Here is an 18,775-nt window from a genome sequence, read left to right as displayed (position 1 = left end):
TCGTGCTGAGCATCTTCGGTAGGGCATCGGCGTCCAAGGTCACCGCGCCGCTGGGCCGCGCCCTCAACAGCACGGGTCTCACGCCGGACTCCGTCACCATCATCGGCACCGTCGCGAGCGTCGTCGCCGCGATCACGCTGTTCCCCGCGGACCATCTGTTCATCGGCACGCTGGTGATCTGGCTGTTCGTCATGTTCGACATGCTCGACGGTGCGATGGCACGTGCGCGGGGCGGCGGCAGCAAGTACGGCGCCGTGCTCGATGCGACGTGCGACCGCGTGGCCGACGGCGCCATCTTCGCCGGGTTGTCGTGGTGGGCGGTCTTCCACCAGAACGATCGGCCGCTGTTCGTCGCGATGCTCGTGTGTCTGGTCACGTCGCAGGTCATCTCCTACGCCAAGGCCCGTGCCGAGGCGAGCGGACTGTCCGCCGACGGTGGCCTGATCGAACGTCCGGACCGCCTGGTGATCGTCCTCGTCGGATCCGGGCTCACCGGCATCGGCCAACTCGCCGATCTCACCTGGCTGCAGTTCGCTCTGCCCGTCGCGACGTACTTTCTGGCCGCGGCGAGCATCGTCACGGTGTTCCAGCGTGTACTGGCCGTCCGCAACTCCGCCGGTGCCCGCGACATCATTCCGATCCAGCCGAAGGCCAACCGGATCGAGCCGGACAGCACGGCTGGATGAGTCTGTCGGAGCGGCTCGGCGCCGCGGGATACATCGCCGGATGGCGGGTCGTCCGGGCGCTGCCCGACGGCGTCGCGACCCGACTCTTCGACGCCGGCGCCGACCTCGCCGCGCGCCGCAACGGTGGACCGGAGCAGCTGCGCCGCAACCTCGCCCGCGTGCTGGGCACCACCGCGGACGCGGTACCGGACGACCTCGTGCAGGCGTCGGTGCGCTCCTACGCGCGGTACTGGCGCGAGGCGTTCCGGTTGCCGTCCATGGATCTCGCGGCCCAGGCCGCGGCCATCGACGACGCCGTCGTCGGCCAGGAACATCTGGACGCGGCGCTGGCGTCCGGCCGCGGCGCCGTGCTCGCGCTCCCGCACAGCGGGAACTGGGACATGGCGGGCGTCTGGCTCACGCGCACCCGCGGCCAGTTCACGACGGTGGCCGAACGGCTGAAGCCGGAGTCGCTCTACCAACGCTTCGTCGCGTACCGCGAGTCCCTCGGGTTCGAGATCTTCCCGCTGAGCGGCGGCGAACGCCCGCCGTTCGAGCAACTCTCCGAGCGCCTGCGAGACGGAAAGGTCGTGTGCCTCCTCGGTGAGCGCGACCTCGCCCGCCACGGGGTGCCCGTCACGTTCTTCGGGGAGCCGACCCGCATGCCGGCCGGGCCCGCGCGTCTCGCGATCGACACCGGTGCGGCTCTGCTCCCGGTGCACTGCTGGTTCACCCCCACCGGCTGGGGTTTCTCGATCGAGCCCCCGATCGACGTCTCCGCCGGCGTCGAGCAGGCCACCCAGTCGCTCGCCGACCACTTCGCCGCCAACATCGCCGCGCATCCGGCCGACTGGCACATGCTGCAGCCGCTGTGGTGGGACGACCTCTCGCAGGGCCGGCGTGACCGCATGACCGGTGAGGCCGACCGGTGAAGATCGGCATCGTCTGCCCGTACTCGTTCGACGTCCCGGGTGGCGTGCAGGCGCACGTCGCGGAACTGGCCGAGGTACTGATCCAGCGCGGTCACCGTGTCAGCGTCCTGGCCCCGGCGAGCGACGAGACGGCGCTGCCCGACTTCGTCGTCTCGACGGGCAAGGCCCTGAGCTTTCCGTACAACGGCTCGGTGGCGCGCCTGGCGTTCGGTCCGGTGACCTACACCCGCATCCGGGCGTGGATCGAGAAGGGCGAGTTCGAGGTCCTGCACATCCACGAGCCGAACGCGCCCAGTCTGTCGATGCTGTCGCTGAAGATCGCGGACGGTCCGATCGTGGCCACGTTCCACGCCTCGACCACGAAGTCGTTGCTGCTGAGCACCTTCCAGGGTGTGCTGCGCCCGTATCACGAGAAGATCGCCGGGCGCATCGCCGTCTCGGAGCTGGCGCGACGGTGGCAGGTGGAGGCTCTGGGGTCCGATGCGGTGGAGATCCCCAACGGGGTCCACGTCCCCGCGTTCGCGACGGCGCCCCTGTTGCCCGGGTATCCCCGGCCGGGCCGGACGCTGGTGTTCATCGGCCGCTACGACGAGCCCCGCAAGGGCATGCAGACCCTGCTGGCCGCGCTCCGGCCCATCGCCGCGGTGTTCCCGGACATCGAGGTGCTGGTCGTGGGCCGCGGCGACGAGCAGAAGCTGTGCCGAGAGGCCGGCGATCTGGCGAAGCACTTCCGCTTCCTCGGCCAGACGACGGACGCCGAGAAGGCGTCGGCACTGCGCAGCGCCGACATCTACTGTGCTCCCAACACCGGCGGCGAGAGCTTCGGCATCGTGCTGGTGGAGGCCATGGCCGCGGGCGCGCCCGTGGTCGCGAGCAATCTGGACGCGTTCCGCCGCGTGCTGCGGGACGGCACGGCCGGTGTGCTCTTCCCGGTGGGCGATTCCGAGGCCATGGCGGACGCGGTGATCCGCGTGCTGTCGAACGACGACGAGCGGGCCGACCTGGTGCGCCAGGCGAGCCGCGCCGCCGTGTCCTACGACTGGCCGGTCGTCGCGGAGCAGATCGTCCGGGTGTACGAAGCGGTCGCGGTGGCCGGTCGCACGGTGAAGGTGATCGACTGATGACGTTCTGGGTGGCCGCCGCCGTCGTGGTCGTGGCACTGCTGGTCCTCCTCCTCGGCCTGTGGGCGTACTCGACGGCGCACCGTCTCGACCGACTGCACGTGCGCTCGGACCGGTCCTGGCAGTCCCTCGAGGCCGCCCTGGCCCGTCGGTCGGTGGTGACCCGTGCGGTCGCCGCCGCCCTGGACGCGCCGGGATCGGTGGAGAGCCGCACCCTGACGACGCTCGCGGATCGGGCGGAACGGGCGGAGCGTGCCGACCGGGAGCGCGCCGAGAACGCGGTGTCCGTCGCACTCGGCCGCATCGACCTCGCCCGGCTGAACCCGCAGATGATCTCCGAACTCGCCGACGCGGAGGCGCGGGTGCAGATCGCCCGGCGGTTCCACAACGACGCGGTCCGCGACACCGTCGCACTGCGATCGCGTCGACCCGTCCGCCTGCTCCGACTCGGTGGGACGGCCGCGATGCCGACCTACTTCGAGCTCTCCGAGAGCGAGGCGACCCTCGGGGAGGTCGAGGGCGCGTCGACCCGGACGTCGGCGCGCGTCGTGCTGCTCGACGGGCGCGGCCGCGTGCTGCTGCTGCGGGGTCACGATCCGTCGGTGCCCGACGTGCACTTCTGGTTCACCATCGGTGGGGGCGTCGAGGTGGGGGAGACCCTGCGCGACGCCGCCGTTCGCGAACTGCGCGAGGAGACCGGCATGGTCGCCTCGGCGGAGGACCTGCGCGGGCCCATGTGGCGTCGGACCGCGACGTTCTCCTTCGACGGCGTCGTGATCCGGTCGGAGGAGCTGTTCTTCGCTCTCCGCGCCGAGGCGTTCGAGCCGGTGCGCACGGGCTTCACGGAGCTCGAGCGACGCGTCGTCACCGGACATCGCTGGTGCACGGCGGACGAGATCCGGTCACTGGCCGCCTCGGGCGACGCGGTCTATCCGCGCGCGATGGCGGAGCTGCTCGACGAGGCGGACACGGTGCTGGCTCTCCGCACCGATCCGGACGTGCGCGCCATCCACTGACCTGGTGTGATGGCAGCCATAGCGGGCCAGTGCGGTCGAAGTGGTTATCGCGACGAGGTCCAGCCGAGCCTAGGCTCGCGGTGCACACATTCCCGCATGCCTGAGGAGATCACCGTGACCACCACCCTCCCGTCCGAGCAGGACGCCACTCCGTCCACCGGAACCGCCCGCGTCAAGCGCGGTATGGCAGAGATGCTCAAGGGTGGCGTCATCATGGACGTGGTCACCGCCGAGCAGGCGAAGATCGCCGAGCAGTCCGGCGCCGTCGCCGTCATGGCTCTCGAGCGGGTGCCCGCGGACATCCGCGCACAGGGCGGCGTCTCGCGGATGAGCGATCCCGACATGATCGACAGCATCATCTCCTCGGTCAGCATCCCCGTCATGGCGAAGGCGCGCATCGGCCACTTCGTCGAGGCACAGATCCTGCAGAGCCTCGGCGTCGACTACGTCGACGAGTCCGAGGTGCTGACCCCCGCCGACTACGCGAACCATATCGACAAGTGGAAGTTCACGGTTCCCTTCGTCTGTGGTGCGACCAACCTCGGCGAGGCGCTGCGCCGGATCACCGAGGGCGCGGCCATGATCCGCTCGAAGGGCGAGGCCGGCACCGGTGACGTGTCCAACGCGACCACGCACATGCGCACCCTGCGTGACCAGATCCGCCACCTGACGTCGCTGCCCGAGGACGAGCTGTACGTCGCCGCGAAGGAGCTGCAGGCTCCCTACGATCTCGTCGTCGAGGTCGCCCGCGCGGGCAAGCTCCCCGTCACCCTGTTCACCGCCGGTGGCATCGCCACCCCGGCGGACGCCGCGATGATGATGCAGCTCGGTGCCGAGGGTGTCTTCGTCGGGTCCGGCATCTTCAAGTCCGGCAACCCCGAGCAGCGCGCCGCCGCCATCGTCAAGGCGACCACCTTCTTCGACGACCCGGACGTGCTGGCCAAGGTCTCCCGCGGCCTGGGCGAGGCCATGGTCGGCATCAACGTCGACGAGATCCCGCAGCCGCACCGCCTCGCCGAGCGCGGCTGGTGATCTGACACCACCTCCGGTCTGCGGGGTTGGTCAGCGCTCGACGAGCAGGGCCGGGCGGTCGGGGTGGTCCATCCGCACCTCGACGTCCGCCCGTTCGCCGTGCTCCGCGTGCGCCGTCAGGGCAGGCACCGTCCAGCGCTCGGCCTCCGGGGTGAGGCGCGACGCGGTGCGCTCGGTGAGCGTCAGCGCCACCGTGACGTCGAGATCGAGGCCACGCCCCAGCAGCATGGGGCCCGCGACGACCACCACCTGATTCTGCGCCGCCGTTCGCGGCCGAGCGCGAGCGGAGCGATCGGACCGCTCGTCCCACAGCGCGGGCAACCACTGATCGCGTTTGCGCACCGCCGTGATCACCTCGCGCGTCAGTGCGTCGTAGTCGAACCACAGGGTGCGGTAGGAGAGTTCGTCCTCGTGCCCGTACTCGAGTCGCAGCGACGCGGGCCGCACCCAGTCGTGCAGGGAGACGAGATCGGCGGCGCGGCCGTCCGCGCGGAGCCGGGCGACGACGCGCTGAGCGAAGGCCACCGGATCGGCGGCGTCCGCGCCGTCGACGGCCACGACACACCGTCCGTCGACGGCGTCGATGCGGTCCACGACGTGGTCCACCACCGCGTCGGGAGTGGTGGGGGAGAAGCGGGGCACGGCCTCGATCCTGCCCGACGTGCCGCCTCCGCCCCCCGCGAGTACGGCCGAAGTGTCGTTCCGGGGCCCGATTCTGCGACACTTCTGCCGTACTCGCGGGGCAGGTCCCGTCTGTCCCGACCGGAAAGGGTGATCATGGCCGGAATCGAAGAGATCCTCGAGCTCGAGCGCATCGAGAACGACATCTATCGCGGGAGTTCCGTCCCGAGTCAGCTGCAGCGCACGTTCGGCGGCCAGGTCGCCGGGCAGTCGTTGGTGTCCGCGGCGAAGACGGTGGATCCCGCGTTCCGCGTGCACTCGCTGCACGGATACTTCCTGCGTCCCGGAAACCCGAACGAGCCCACCGTCTTCACGGTCGACCGCATCCGCGACGGTCGGTCGTTCGCCACGCGTCGGGTCACGGGCATCCAGGACGGCAAGGCGATCTTCACGATGTCGGCGTCGTTCCACGTGGAGGACGAGGGCATCGAGCATCAGGACCGGATGCCGGCGGTGGTGGGTCCGGAGGACCTCCCCGACGTCGCCGAGGACGAGGCGTTGCGGCAGAAGATGTTCTACAAGGAGTGGAACCGGTGGGACGTGCGGCTCGTCCCGCAGGAGCGCATCACCCGGAGCTCCAGTCTTGCTGCGCAGCAACAGGTCTGGATCCGATACCGCGATCCGCTGCCGGACGATCAGGTCTTCCACGTGTGCGCTCTGGCGTACATGTCGGACATGACGCTGCTGGGTTCGGCGAAGGTCCCGCACGAGGACGTCGCCACGCAGACCGCGTCGCTCGATCACGCGTTGTGGTTCCTGCGCCCGTTCCGTGCGGACGAGTGGTTGCTGTACGACCAGACGTCGCCCTCCGCCGGCCTCGGCCGCGCGTTGACTCAGGGGCGGATCTACGACCGTCAGGGCCGGATGGTCGCGGCCGTCACGCAGGAGGGTCTGATGCGCTACGACCGCTCGGCGCAGCACACGCCGGGCCTCGAGACGTCACGGTGACAGCTTCGACCATCGGAGTGCTCGCGCTGCAGGGTGACGTGCGAGAGCATCTCGAGGCGCTCACTGCCGCCGGTGCGAGCGCGGTGACGGTGCGCCGTCCCGAGGAACTCGACGCCGTCGACGGTCTGGTGTTGCCCGGCGGCGAGTCGACCACGATGGGGAAGCTGCTGCGGATCTTCGATCTCCTCGATCCGCTCCGCGAGCGCCTCGCGGCCGGTATGCCCGCCTACGGGTCCTGCGCCGGCATGATCCTGCTGGCCTCCGACATCCTGGACACCACCCCGGATGCCGTGCATCTCGACGGCCTCGACATCACGGTGCGGCGCAACGCCTTCGGTCGTCAGGTCGACTCCTTCGAGACCGACCTCGACGTCGCTCGGGTGGGCGGCGAGCCGATGCGTGCCGTGTTCATCCGGGCGCCGTGGGTCGAGCGGGTCGGCGACGGAGTCGAGGTGTTGGCCACCGTCCCGGAGGGTCCCGCGGCGGGCCGCGTCGTCGCCGTGCGGCAGGGCGACGTGCTCGCGACGTCGTTCCATCCCGAGGTCACGGGGGACCGCCGGGTCCACGCCCTGTTCGCCGACATGGTGCGGGAGCGAAGGACCTCGTCCACGCCCGCGTAAGATGGGCACGTTCTCTGCCGGTACGAAAGGGGCTATTGCCGATGAGCGGCCACTCCAAATGGGCGACCACGAAGCACAAGAAGGCTGTCGTCGACGCCCGCCGATCGAAGTCCTTCGCCAAGTTGGTGAAGAACATCGAGGTCGCCGCGCGCACGGGTGGTGGTGACCCCGTCGGTAACCCCACGTTGTACGACGCCATCCAGAAGGCGAAGAAGACCTCGGTCCCCAACGACAACATCGAGCGTGCGCGCAAGCGCGGCGCCGGTGAGGAAGCGGGCGGCGCCGACTGGCAGACCATCATGTACGAGGGCTACGGGCCCAACGGTGTCGCCGTCCTGATCGAGTGCCTCACCGACAACCGCAACCGCGCGGCCGGCGAGGTCCGTGTCGCGATGACTCGCAACGGCGGCAACATGGCCGACCCGGGTTCCGTGTCCTACCTGTTCTCCCGCAAGGGCGTCGTCACGCTGGAGAAGAACGGCCAGTCCGAGGACGACGTCCTCATGGCCGTGCTCGACGCCGGCGCCGAGGAGGTCAACGACAACGGGGACACCTTCGAGGTGGTCTCGGAGCCGACCGACCTCGTCGCCGTGCGCACCGCGCTGCAGGAGGCGGGCATCGACTACGACTCCGCCGAGGCCAGCTTCCAGCCGTCCGTCAGTGTGCCCGTCGACGTCGACGGAGCGCGCAAGGTGTTCAAGCTGATCGATGCGCTCGAGGACAGCGACGACGTGCAGAACGTGTGGTCCAACGTCGATCTGTCCGACGAGGTGCTCGCGCAGCTCGACGAGGACTGACTCCAGCGCGCCGCCCACACTCGTCACCGACTCGCCGCTAAGGTATCGAACAACAGTTCTACGTGTTCGAAGGTCCGGAGCGGCCGAATCCGGTGAGGGAGTGGGCGTTGCGTGTCATGGGAGTCGACCCCGGGCTGACCCGGTGTGGACTGAGCCTGGTCGAGTCCGGCGCAGGCAGAGCGGTCACGGCGCTCGACGTCGACGTGGTGCGGACGCCGGCCGACATGGAGTTGGCGCAGCGACTTCTCCTGATCGCCGAATCCGCCGAGTACTGGCTGGACACCCACCGGCCCACGGTGGTCGCCGTCGAGCGGGTGTTCTCCCAGAACAACGTGCGCACCGCGATGGGCACCGCGCAGGCCGGGGGAGTGATCGCCCTCGCGGCCGCCCGGCGCGGTATCCCGGTCGCCTTCCACACTCCGTCCGAGGTCAAGGCCGCTGTCACCGGGAACGGCACCGCGGACAAGGCTCAGGTGACGGCCATGGTGACCCGCATTCTCGGCATGCAGCAGGCCCCCCGCCCCGCCGACGCCGCCGATGCTCTCGCCCTGGCGATCTGTCACTGCTGGCGGGCACCCATGATGGCGCGGATGGCCGCCGCCGAGGCGCAGGCGGCCGCGGCGAAGGCCGCGTACGAGAAGAAACTGAAGCAGCAGCGCGCGGCCGTGCGGGCCGCCGCGAGGACGGGAGCGCAACCGCGATGATCAGCTCGGTACGGGGCGAGGTGCTCGAGATCGCCCTCGACCACGCGGTGGTGGAAGCGGCAGGCATCGGCTACCGCGTCAATGCGACGCCGGCGACGCTGGCCGGGCTCTCTCGCGGAACCGAGGCGCGCCTGGTCATCTCGATGATCGTGCGCGAGGACTCCATGACGCTGTACGGCTTCGCGGACGCCACGTCGCGCGATCTCTTCGGTCTGCTCCAGACGGTGTCCGGCGTCGGTCCCCGGCTCGCCATGGCCGTGCTCGCCGTCCTCGAACCCGACGCGCTGCGCACCGCGCTGACCGACGGCAACGTCACGGCCCTGATGCGGGTACCGGGTATCGGCAAGCGCGGCGCCGAGCGTCTCGTGGTCGAACTGCGCGACAAGGTGGACGCGGTGGTGTCCGGTCCGGCCGGTGTCGCCGCACCCGGCCACTCGTCGGGCCCGGTGCGTGATCAGGTGGTCGAGGCGCTGCTCGGCCTCGGGTTCCCGGCCAAGCAGGCCGAGCCCGCCGTCGATGCCGTGCTGGCAGACGACCCCGCCGTCGGAACGGCGCAGGCTCTGCGCTCGGCCCTGGTGAGCCTGGGCAGGTCGCGGTGACGGACCCGGACGGCACCGATGACTCACTGGTCACCGCCGAGATGGTGCCGGACGACGGCGATCTCGATGCGAGTCTGCGGCCGAAGTCGCTCGACGACTTCATCGGTCAGCCCCGCGTGCGGGAGCAACTGCAGCTCGTCCTGCAGGGCGCGACGCAACGCGGCGGAACACCGGACCACATCCTGCTGTCCGGTCCGCCCGGACTCGGCAAGACCAGCATGGCGATGATCATCGCGGGGGAGCTGAACTCGGCGTTGCGCCTGACGTCCGGGCCGGCCCTCGAACGAGCGGGAGACCTCGCGGCGATGCTGAGCAACCTCGTCCAGGGTGACGTGCTCTTCATCGACGAGATCCACCGCATCGCGCGGCCGGCCGAGGAGATGCTGTACCTGGCGATGGAGGACTTTCGCGTCGACGTGGTCGTCGGTAAGGGGCCGGGCGCCACCTCGATCCCGCTCGACGTCGCACCGTTCACGCTCGTCGGTGCCACCACCCGGTCCGGCGCCCTCACCGGCCCGCTGCGCGACCGCTTCGGCTTCACCGCGCACATGGACTTCTACGACCCCCGCGAACTGCAGCGCATCCTGACGCGGTCGGCGGGAATCCTCGGAGTGCGCATCGAGGCGGATGCCGCCGCGGAGATCGCGGGACGATCGCGCGGCACACCCCGCATCGCCAACCGCCTGCTGCGCCGGGTGCGGGACTACGCCGAGGTGCGTGCCGACGGCCGCGTGACACTCGAGGTCGCCCGGGCGGCGCTCGAGGTCTACGACGTGGACGAGCTCGGCCTCGATCGCCTCGACCGGGCCGTGCTCGGCGCACTCGTCCGCAGCTTCGGCGGCGGGCCCGTGGGGGTCTCGACGCTCGCGGTCGCGGTCGGGGAGGAACCGGCCACCGTGGAGGAGGTGTGCGAGCCCTACCTCGTCCGCGCGGGCATGATCGCGCGGACGCCGCGCGGTCGGGTGGCCACGGCCGCCGCGTGGGAACGGATGGGTCTCACACCCCCGCCGGATCTCGCGGTCGGCGGCATCTCGGTGCGGACGAACGAGCCGCAACGCACGCTCTTCGACGAGACCTGAGCCGGTGGATCCGGACGATCCCGGCGTTTCGGGCGGTCGACACGCCCGATCGCCCGGCCGAACGTGGCACACTGAAGGTTCCGAGTCCCAAGATCTAAGGATTGACGTTTCTGATGGAACTGCTGTTTCCGCTTCTCGTTCTCGCCCTGCTCGTGCCCATGTTTCTCGGCATCCGCCGCCAGAAGCGTGAGGTGGCCAAGACGGTCGAGCTGCAGGAAGCGCTGTCCATCGGTGATCGCGTCCTGACCACGTCCGGGCTGCACGGCCTCGTCGACGGACTCACCGAGACCACCGTCGACCTGGAGATCGCTCCCGGCATCATCACCACCTGGTCGCGTGCCGTCGTGCGCGACGTGCTGCCCGACGAGGACGAGCTGGACGAGTCGGCTGCGGAGAACGCCGCTCCGACCAGCGACTTCGAGGACCACAGCGACGCCGGATCGCGCGTCGACAGCCTGGAGAACGGCCTCGGCGGAGCGGACGACGGCCGATCGCAGGCACGACTCACCAAGGAGTGAGACAAAGCGGATACACCGCCCCCGAGGTCGTCCTCGGGGGCGGTGCGTCGTTGTGGAGAGGGTACGGTCGGTCAGGCTCCGGCCGTCCGTGACGCCCGCCGCCGCCGCGCTCCACCCCCGTCCGACCAGCAGCAGGTCCGTCTCCTCCAGCCGGTCCGTCTCACTCAGGAGAAGCACTCACCGTGGCCCCATCCAGCGGATCCTCGTATCCGGTGCGGTATCTCGCCGTGTTCGGCGTCTTCATCGCCCTCGTGTACGTCCTGGTCTTTTTCACCGGTGACAAGTCCCCGACTCCCAAGCTGGGCATCGACCTGCAGGGTGGAACACGCGTCACGCTCACCGCGCGCACGCCCGACGGCAGCGCCCCGAGCCAGGAGAGCCTGCGTCAGGCGCAGCAGATCATCGAGACCCGCGTCAACGGTCTCGGTGTCTCCGGCTCGGAGGTGGTCGTCGACGGTCAGAACCTGGTCATCACGGTTCCCGGCGACGACAGCTCGCAGGCCCGCACACTCGGTCAGACGGCCCGGCTCTACATCCGCCCGGTGCTGACGTCCCAGGCCCCCACTCCGGCGGGCACTCCCGCTCCCGCGGCGACCGACCCCGCTGCCGACCCCACGGCTGCCGACCCTGCGGCCACCACGGCTCCCGCGACACCGGCGCCGCAGAACCGGCCCTTCCCGGCGCAGGACCCCACGGACACCCCCGCCCCGTCCGAGACATCTGCTCCGTCCGAGACACCCGCGCCGTCCGACACCTCCGCCTCCGAGCCCGGTGCCGCCCCGCCCGCGTCGTCGGCGGACGAGACCGCCGACGCGATCGCCGAGGCGAAGGCGCAGCGGCAGAGCACCGACCCGACCGTGCAGCAGCAGGCCATGGCCACGATCGACTGCTCCGCGCCCGACCCCCTGCAGGGCAACGACGATCCGGCCCTGCCGCTCGTCGCCTGCTCCACGGACGGCACCGCGGTCTACATCCTCGAGCCGTCGATCATCGACGGACAGCAGATCGCCGACGCCAGCTCGCAGTTCGACACCCAGCAGTCCCGCAACGTCGTCTCCCTCAGCTTCACCACCGAGGGTGGCAACACCTGGGCTCAGTTCACGTCGGCGAACATCGGCAAGCAGGCCGCGTTCACCCTCGACTCCAAGGTCGTCAGCGCACCGGTCATCCAGGGCGCGACCCCCGCGGGCAGCGCCACGCAGATCACCGGCAATTTCACCGCCGACAGTGCCCGCGAGCTCGCCAACACGCTGAAGTACGGATCGTTGCCGTTGTCCTTCGCCGCCTCCGAGGCGGAGACAGTGTCGGCGACGCTGGGACTCGCGTCGCTCGAGGCAGGCCTGATCGCCGGCGCCATCGGTCTCGTGTTCGTCCTCATCTACTGCCTCCTCTACTACCGCATGCTCGGCATCCTCACGGCGCTGTCGCTGGTGCTGTCGCTGGTCGCCATCTACGGGATCCTCGTACTGCTCGGTCGATGGATCTCGTTCACGCTCGATCTCGCCGGCATCGCCGGTCTGATCATCGGTATCGGTATGACCGCCGACTCGTTCGTGGTGTTCTTCGAGCGCATCAAGGACGAGATACGCGAGGGCCGCAGCTTCCGCTCGGCGGTTCCGCGTGGTTGGGCCCGTGCGCGGCGCACCATCCTGTCCGGCAACGCGGTGAGCTTCATCGCGGCGGCGGTGCTGTACGTGCTCGCCGTCGGTCAGGTGCGCGGCTTCGCGTTCACGCTCGGCCTGTCGACCCTGTTGGACATCGTCATCGTGATACTCGTGACGTGGCCACTGGTCAACCTTGCCTCGCGGTCCGAGTTCTGGTCCAAGCCGTCGATCAACGGTCTCGGTGCCGTCCAGGAGATCGCCCGCGCGCGCAAACGCGCTGCCGCCGCCAAGACCACCCGCGATGCTGCTACCGCGGCAGCCGGCCCAAGCAAGGAGGCCTGACCCGTGGCCGAGACGACCACCACCACCGAGGACTCCGTTCCCGACGCACCCGAGGCCGGTCGCGGACTCCTGTCGCGGCTCTACACGGGCACCGGCGCGTTCGACATCATCGGACGCCGTCGCCTCTGGTACGGCGTCACCGCGGCCTTCGTGCTCGTGTCGTTGCTGTCGATCGCGGTCCGCGGCTTCACGCTCGGTATCGATTTCGAGGGCGGCACGCGCGTGCAGTTCCCGGCTCCGCAGGGCGTCGACACCGCGCAGGTCGAGGAGATCTACACCGACACCCTCGGTCAGGACGCCGTCGCCGTCCAGACCGTGGGCACCGGATCCGGCGCCACCGTGCAGATCCGCTCCGAGTCGCTGGACCAGGGGCAGGCGTCCGCGCTGCAGACGGCCCTGTTCGACGCGTTCCAGCCCGCCAACGCGGAGGGTGAGACCACGCGCGATGCGGTCTCTTTCACCGACGTCAGTGAGACCTGGGGTTCCCAGATCACCGACAAGGCGCTGATCGCGCTCGTGGTGTTCCTGGTGATCGTCAGCATCTACATCGCCGTCCGGTACGAGCGGGACATGGCGCTCGCCGGTATCGCGGCCCTGTTCTTCGACATCCTCGTCACGGCGGGTGTCTACTCGCTGGTCGGGTTCGAGGTCACTCCGGCGACCGTCATCGGACTGCTGACCATTCTGGGCTTCTCGCTGTACGACTCCGTGGTGGTGTTCGACAAGGTCGAGGAGAACACCCGCGGCATCCTGCACCTCAACAGGCGCACCTATGCCGAGCAGGCCAACCTGGCGGTGAACCAGACGCTGATGCGCTCGATCAACACCACCGTCATCAGCGTGCTCCCTGTCATCGCCCTCATCGTCATCGCGGTCTGGTTGCTGGGTGTGGGGACGCTGAAGGATCTCGCACTGGTCCAGCTCGTCGGCATCGTCATCGGGGCCTACTCGTCGATCTTCTTCGCGACCCCGCTGGTGGTCACGCTGAAGGAACGGTGGGGCCCGGTCGCGGCGCACACGAAGAAGGTGCTCGCGAAGCGCGAGGGCACCACGCGTCCGCGCGCCGAGAGCGCGGTTCCGGCCGGCGCCACGTCCACGGCGACCGCCACGGCAACGGATGCTGCGGCCAAGACCGCACGCACTGCGGCCGCGGCGCCCCGCGCAGGCGCACGCCCGACGGGTAAGCGCGGCAAGCGGAGGAGCTGACATGCGTGCGTCGTCAGGGGTCAGGACAGGCGTCGCCGTCGCGGCGCTCGCCGCGATCACGGCCACGACACTCGTGGCGTGCGGCGACGAGGACACCCGCATCCCGTCCATCGGCTACGCCGTCGACAACACCGTCACCACCTACAACGGCGGAACCGTCGCCGGATCGGTCTCGGCTGCGCCGCAGGCCTTCTCGCGAGTGCTGCCCGGATTCGCGCTCACCGCCCCGAGCGGCGGTGCCGTGAGCGACACCGACATCGGGACGGCCGTGGAGGTACCCGGCGAGCAGCAGGTGGTCACCTACACGCTCGCCGCGCCCGCCGTGTGGTCCGACGGTGTGCCGATGACGTGCGACGACCTCGTGCTGGCGTGGGCCGCACGCAGCGGCCGGACAGCCGCGGACGGAGCGCCGCTCTTCGACGCCGCGTCCACCGCCGGTTACACCGACATCGAACGCATCGACTGCGCTCCCGCGGACAAGGTCGCGACCGTGACGTTCCGCTCGGGACGCGGGTACGTCGAGTGGCAGTCCCTCTTCGGCGCCGGGACGATGATGCCCGCACACGTCGCGGCCCGCATCGCCGGCGTGCCGGACGTGGTGAGCACCCTCGCCGGCGGTGACCAGGACGCACTGCGGCGCGTCGCGGACGTCTGGAACACCGGATGGAACCTCACCCCGGCGGAGGGGGAGGACGTCGGAACCGTCGACCCGGCGGTCTTCGTGTCGTCCGGGCCCTTCCGCATCGAGTCGTACTCGGTCGAGAACGGTCTCGCGCTCGTTCCCAACGAACGGTGGTGGGGTGTTCCCGCCGCCACGGATCGTGTCGTCGTGTGGCCCAAGGGCGCCGACATCGCGGCCAAGGCGGCATCGGGCGACATCGAGGTCGTCGACGCCGACGGCGGCACGGCGACTCCCGACGGCTTCACGTCGACGGCTCAGCCGTCCTTCGGCGTCGAGCAGTTGACCATGGCCACGTCCGGTGTCTTCGTCGACCCGGCCGCACGCCGCGCCTTCGCTGCATGCGTTCCCCGCGGCGAGCTGTACGCGCAGCACGGCCACCCCGGATACGAGGCGGAGACCGGCCGCGGGTCCGGCATCGTCGACAGCCGGACCACCCTTCCCGCGACGCTGCCCTACCGCTCGGTGGCGGCCACCGCGGCGGAGCGATACCGCACCGCGGACGTCGCCGGGGTGACCGCGGGTCTCGCCGAAGCGGGTCTGACCGACCCCGTCGTCCGCGTGGGCTACCTGGGGCCCGACGAGCGCCGCGCGGCCGTCGTCGCCGCCATCGCATCGTCCTGCGCACCTCTCGGCATCGAGATCGTGGACGCGTCGTCGCCGACCTTCTCGCCGCTCGCTCTGCGCGACGGGGAAGTGGACGCCGTCCTGGCCTCCACCGCCGGACAGGCGGGTGCGTCGGGCACGTCCTCCGCCGATCCCGGTCGCTTCGCCCTGCGCGGCGGACAGGGCGTCAACGTCGGCGGCTACGCCAACGGGCGTCTCGACGAGCTGATCGATCGCCTGGCCGTCGACCAGTCCGACGCCACCGTGCTCGCCGCGGCGGTCGAGGCGGAGAACATCCTGTGGACCGACATGCCCACACTCCCGCTCTACAACGCGCCGCGCGTCACCGCGGTGGCGTCCGGAATGCGAGGTGTGGAGTCGAACCCGACGGTCGCGGGTGCGGGCTGGAACATGGACAAGTGGATACTCGTCGGATGAGTACACCCGGATCGAGCAGCCCCACCACGAGCGCACCCGGTGGATCGGACGTCGTCGCCCGGTTGACGCGCTGGGCCGACGACTTCCCCACGCCGGGAGTGCGCTTCGCCGACCTCACGCCCGTGTTCGCCGACGCGGAGGGGCTGCGCACCGTGGTGGACTCGCTCGCCGAGGCGGGCCGTGACGCCGACGTCGTGGCCGGTATCGACGCGCGCGGCTTCCTTCTCGGTGCCGGCGTCGCGCTGGCGTTGAACACCGGCGTGATCGCCGTCCGCAAGGCGGGGAAGTTGCCCCCGCCGGTGCACCGGCAGTCGTACGAACTCGAGTACGGCACGGCGGAGCTCGAGATCTCCGCCGAGGGCATCGCGCTCGAGGGGCGCCGCGTACTCGTCGTCGACGACGTGCTCGCGACCGGCGGCACACTCGAGGCCGCCGCCGAACTGTTGACGCGGTGCGGGGCGATCGTGGTGGGTGCCGCCGTTGTTCTCGAGGTGGAAGTTCTGGGCGGCCGCGAGCGTTGGAAGCGTGGACCGCTCACGACATTGGGCGTCGTCTGAGCATCCGACCTCGAGAAGATGTGAGGGCGTGCGCTGTGCGCTCCGGTGACGGCGGATAGAGTCGGGTCTCTCGAGCAGCTGAGGAGGTGTCGATCATGACGCGATACATCGGTCGTACCGCCGAGGAGTCCGCAGCAGTGCCGCCTGCCGCGGGGGAGTCGCTGCCGTCCGACGCCGTCCTGCCTGCCGACGCTGCGGCTGACGAGGCCGCGACGGAGCCCGTGCCCTTCGGGGCGGAGCCTGCCGATCCGACCGCGCGCACCGATGCCCTGACACCGGAGCCGGTCGCACCCGCCACGGAGCCAGTGCCCGATCCGGCACCCTCCTCCGCCACCCCCACTGCGCCGTCGTCCGCGTCCCGGCGCGTTCGTGCGCGGCTGGCCCGCCGCATCACCGCGCAGCGCAACACCGCGGTCAAGCCGGTGCTCGAGCCGTTGGCCGGCACCCACCGGTCGATGTACCCGAAGGCGGATCTCGGGCTGCTGCAGCGCGCGTACGACGTGGCCGACGAGCGGCACGCAACGCAGATGCGCAAGTCGGGTGACCCGTACATCACGCACCCGCTCGCGGTCGCCAACATCCTGGCCGAGCTGGGAATGGACACCACGACGCTCGTCGCGGCGCTGCTGCACGACACCGTCGAGGACACCGGCTACTCGCTGGACCAGCTGCGCACCGAGTTCGGCGACGAGGTCGCCCATCTCGTCGACGGCGTGACGAAGCTCGACAAGGTCGCGCTCGGCACCGCCGCCGAAGGCGAGACCATCCGCAAGATGATCATCGCGATGGCGCGGGATCCGCGGGTGCTGGTCATCAAGGTGGCCGACCGGCTGCACAACATGCGCACGATGCGCTTCCTGCCGCCGGAGAAGCAGGCGCGCAAGGCGAAGGAGACCCTCGAGGTCATCGCACCGCTCGCGCACCGCCTCGGCATGGCGACGGTCAAGTGGGAGCTCGAGGACCTCGCGTTCGCGATCCTGCACCCCAAGAAGTACGACGAGATCGTGCGCCTCGTCGCCGACCGGGCCCCGTCACGCGACACCTATCTCGCCAAGGTGCGCGCCGAGATCAACGCGACCCTGTCGGCCTCCCGCATCAGTGCCGTGGTCGAGGGTCGGCCCAAGCACTACTGGTCGATCTACCAGAAGATGATCGTCAAGGGCCGCGACTTCGACGACATCCACGATCTGGTCGGCGTGCGCATCCTGTGCGACGAGATCCGGGACTGCTACGCCGCCGTCGGCGTGGTCCACTCGCTGTGGCAGCCGATGGCCGGACGGTTCAAGGACTACATCGCGCAGCCGCGCTACGGGGTCTACCAGTCGCTGCACACCACGGTCGTCGGTCCCGAGGGTAAGCCTCTCGAGGTGCAGATCCGCACCCGCGACATGCATCGCACCGCCGAGTTCGGCATCGCCGCGCACTGGCGATACAAGGAGACGAAGGGCCGTCACTCCGGTGACGCGACCGAGCTCGACGACATGGCGTGGATGCGCCAGCTGCTCGACTGGCAGCGGGAGGCCGCGGACCCGGGGGAGTTCCTCGAGTCGCTGCGGTACGACCTCGCGGTCAAGGAGATCTTCGTCTTCACCCCCAAGGGCGACGTGGTGACCCTGCCCGCCGGATCGTGTCCCGTGGACTTCGCCTACGCCGTGCACACCGAGGTGGGGCATCGGTGCATCGGTGCCCGCGTCAACGGGCGCCTCGTCGCACTGGAGCGTCAGCTCGACAACGGCGAGGTGGTCGAGGTCTTCACCTCGAAGGCCCCGACAGCCGGACCGAGCCGCGACTGGGCCACCTTCGTCGCGTCGCCGCGTGCGAAGACCAAGATCCGCCAGTGGTTCGCCAAGGAACGCCGCGAGGAAGCGCTCGAGGCCGGCAAGGACGCCATCGCCAAGGAGGTGCGGCGCGGGGGACTTCCGTTGCAGCGCTTGATGAACGGCGAGTCCATGTCGGCTATTGCGCACGAGCTGCGGTATGTCGACGTCTCGGCTCTCTACACCGCGGTGGGGGAGAACCACGTCTCGGCGCAGCACGTCGTGCAGCGTCTCGTCGCTCACCTCGGCGGTGTCGGCGATGTCGAGGAGGAACTGGCCGAGCGGTCCACCCCGTCCACCATTCCCACCCGTCCGCGCCGCGTCGGCGACGCAGGGGTCATGGTGTCGGGTGCGGACGGCGTCGTCGCCAAGCTGGCGAAGTGCTGCACCCCGGTGCCGGGAGACGACATCATGGGCTTCGTCACCCGCGGTGGCTCGGTGAGCGTGCACCGCACCGATTGCACCAACGCCGGGTCGCTGCAGACGCAGTCGGAGCGGCTGATCGAGGTCGAGTGGGCCCCGTCGCCGTCGTCGGTGTTCCTCGTCGCGATCCAGATCGAGGCACTCGATCGCCACCGTCTGCTCTCCGACGTCACGAAGGCGCTGGCCGACGAGAAGGTCAACATCCTGTCGGCGTCGGTGACCACCTCGGGCGATCGGGTCGCCATCTCGAAGTTCACCTTCGAGATGGGTGATCCCAAGCACCTGGGGCACGTGCTCAACGTGGTCCGCAACGTCGAGGGTGTCTACGACGTGTATCGCCTGACCTCGGCTGCCTAGAACTCGACACCCTTCCCGCGAGTACGTCCACAGT

Annotated in this window: 18 protein-coding genes; 17 read left to right on the top strand and 1 reads right to left on the bottom strand. The window is 70.0% G+C overall.

The window, feature by feature from the left end:
- Positions 1–2 precede the first annotated feature (2 nt).
- From pgsA to pdxS, 5 genes are all read left to right on the top strand, one after another.
- The gene (gene pgsA, locus HQ314_RS01540; RefSeq protein ID WP_056444783.1) at positions 3–686 is read left to right on the top strand and encodes a phosphatidylinositol phosphate synthase; all 684 of its coding nucleotides are present in this window, start codon (positions 3–5) and stop codon (positions 684–686) included.
- Positions 683–1,597: a phosphatidylinositol mannoside acyltransferase gene (locus tag HQ314_RS01535; RefSeq protein WP_056444780.1), complete on the top strand. Its 915-nt coding sequence runs from the start codon at positions 683–685 to the stop codon at positions 1,595–1,597. The genes pgsA and HQ314_RS01535 overlap by 4 nt, the downstream gene beginning before the upstream one ends.
- Positions 1,594–2,718 (top strand): glycosyltransferase family 4 protein, encoded by a 1,125-nt coding sequence (locus HQ314_RS01530; RefSeq protein ID WP_027505220.1) that lies wholly within the window; start codon positions 1,594–1,596, stop codon positions 2,716–2,718. The genes HQ314_RS01535 and HQ314_RS01530 overlap by 4 nt, the downstream gene beginning before the upstream one ends.
- Positions 2,718–3,734, top strand: coding sequence for an NUDIX domain-containing protein (locus HQ314_RS01525; protein ID WP_222649071.1), 1,017 nt, complete (start codon positions 2,718–2,720; stop codon positions 3,732–3,734). Before HQ314_RS01530 ends, HQ314_RS01525 begins: the two co-directional genes overlap by 1 nt.
- A gap of 96 nt (positions 3,735–3,830) precedes the next feature.
- Positions 3,831–4,766, top strand: coding sequence for a pyridoxal 5'-phosphate synthase lyase subunit PdxS (gene pdxS / locus HQ314_RS01520; protein WP_051613209.1), 936 nt, complete (start codon positions 3,831–3,833; stop codon positions 4,764–4,766).
- Positions 4,767–4,796: 30 nt separating this feature from the next.
- On the opposite strand, the gene HQ314_RS01515 is transcribed toward pdxS, so the two are convergent.
- Positions 4,797–5,408 (bottom strand): hypothetical protein, encoded by a 612-nt coding sequence (locus HQ314_RS01515; RefSeq protein WP_222649069.1) that lies wholly within the window; start codon positions 5,406–5,408, stop codon positions 4,797–4,799.
- A gap of 135 nt (positions 5,409–5,543) precedes the next feature.
- Between HQ314_RS01515 and HQ314_RS01510 the strand changes: the two genes are divergently transcribed.
- From HQ314_RS01510 to HQ314_RS01455, 12 genes are all read left to right on the top strand, one after another.
- Positions 5,544–6,395, top strand: a complete 852-nt coding sequence (locus HQ314_RS01510; protein ID WP_222649067.1) for an acyl-CoA thioesterase II — start codon at positions 5,544–5,546, stop codon at positions 6,393–6,395.
- Complete coding sequence (pdxT, locus tag HQ314_RS01505; protein ID WP_222649066.1) at positions 6,392–7,015, top strand: pyridoxal 5'-phosphate synthase glutaminase subunit PdxT; 624 nt, start codon at positions 6,392–6,394, stop codon at positions 7,013–7,015. Before HQ314_RS01510 ends, pdxT begins: the two co-directional genes overlap by 4 nt.
- 41 nt (positions 7,016–7,056) lie before the next feature.
- Complete coding sequence (locus tag HQ314_RS01500) at positions 7,057–7,812, top strand: YebC/PmpR family DNA-binding transcriptional regulator (RefSeq protein ID WP_027505225.1); 756 nt, start codon at positions 7,057–7,059, stop codon at positions 7,810–7,812.
- A 107-nt stretch (positions 7,813–7,919) separates the two neighbouring features.
- Positions 7,920–8,516: a crossover junction endodeoxyribonuclease RuvC gene (gene ruvC / locus HQ314_RS01495; protein ID WP_027505226.1), complete on the top strand. Its 597-nt coding sequence runs from the start codon at positions 7,920–7,922 to the stop codon at positions 8,514–8,516.
- Entirely contained in the window at positions 8,513–9,115 is a 603-nt protein-coding gene (gene ruvA / locus HQ314_RS01490) for a Holliday junction branch migration protein RuvA (RefSeq protein ID WP_027505227.1), read from the top strand. Before ruvC ends, ruvA begins: the two co-directional genes overlap by 4 nt.
- 41 nt (positions 9,116–9,156) lie before the next feature.
- The gene (ruvB, locus tag HQ314_RS01485; RefSeq protein WP_222649495.1) at positions 9,157–10,194 is read left to right on the top strand and encodes a Holliday junction branch migration DNA helicase RuvB; all 1,038 of its coding nucleotides are present in this window, start codon (positions 9,157–9,159) and stop codon (positions 10,192–10,194) included.
- A 113-nt stretch (positions 10,195–10,307) separates the two neighbouring features.
- Positions 10,308–10,712, top strand: a complete 405-nt coding sequence (yajC, locus tag HQ314_RS01480; protein ID WP_081821185.1) for a preprotein translocase subunit YajC — start codon at positions 10,308–10,310, stop codon at positions 10,710–10,712.
- A 182-nt stretch (positions 10,713–10,894) separates the two neighbouring features.
- Positions 10,895–12,658: a protein translocase subunit SecD gene (secD, locus tag HQ314_RS01475; protein WP_222649064.1), complete on the top strand. Its 1,764-nt coding sequence runs from the start codon at positions 10,895–10,897 to the stop codon at positions 12,656–12,658.
- 3 nt (positions 12,659–12,661) lie between these two features.
- The gene (gene secF, locus HQ314_RS01470) at positions 12,662–13,864 is read left to right on the top strand and encodes a protein translocase subunit SecF (protein WP_222649062.1); all 1,203 of its coding nucleotides are present in this window, start codon (positions 12,662–12,664) and stop codon (positions 13,862–13,864) included.
- A 1-nt stretch (position 13,865) separates the two neighbouring features.
- On the top strand, positions 13,866–15,587 hold the full coding sequence (locus HQ314_RS01465; protein WP_222649060.1) for an ABC transporter substrate-binding protein: 1,722 nt from the start codon (positions 13,866–13,868) through the stop codon (positions 15,585–15,587).
- Positions 15,584–16,144 carry an adenine phosphoribosyltransferase gene (locus tag HQ314_RS01460; RefSeq protein WP_222649058.1) on the top strand — a complete coding sequence of 187 codons (561 nt, stop codon included), beginning with the start codon at positions 15,584–15,586 and terminating at the stop codon, positions 16,142–16,144. The genes HQ314_RS01465 and HQ314_RS01460 overlap by 4 nt, the downstream gene beginning before the upstream one ends.
- Before the next feature lie 95 nt (positions 16,145–16,239).
- Entirely contained in the window at positions 16,240–18,741 is a 2,502-nt protein-coding gene (locus HQ314_RS01455) for a RelA/SpoT family protein (RefSeq protein ID WP_308119186.1), read from the top strand.
- Positions 18,742–18,775: the final 34 nt, after the last annotated feature.

It is taken from the genome of Rhodococcus sp. BP-332 (assembly GCF_019836065.1).
Lineage (GTDB): Bacteria > Actinomycetota > Actinomycetes > Mycobacteriales > Mycobacteriaceae > Rhodococcoides.
The sequence above is the reverse complement of the archived record's forward strand: the minus strand, read 5'-3'. Positions and strand labels throughout refer to the sequence as shown.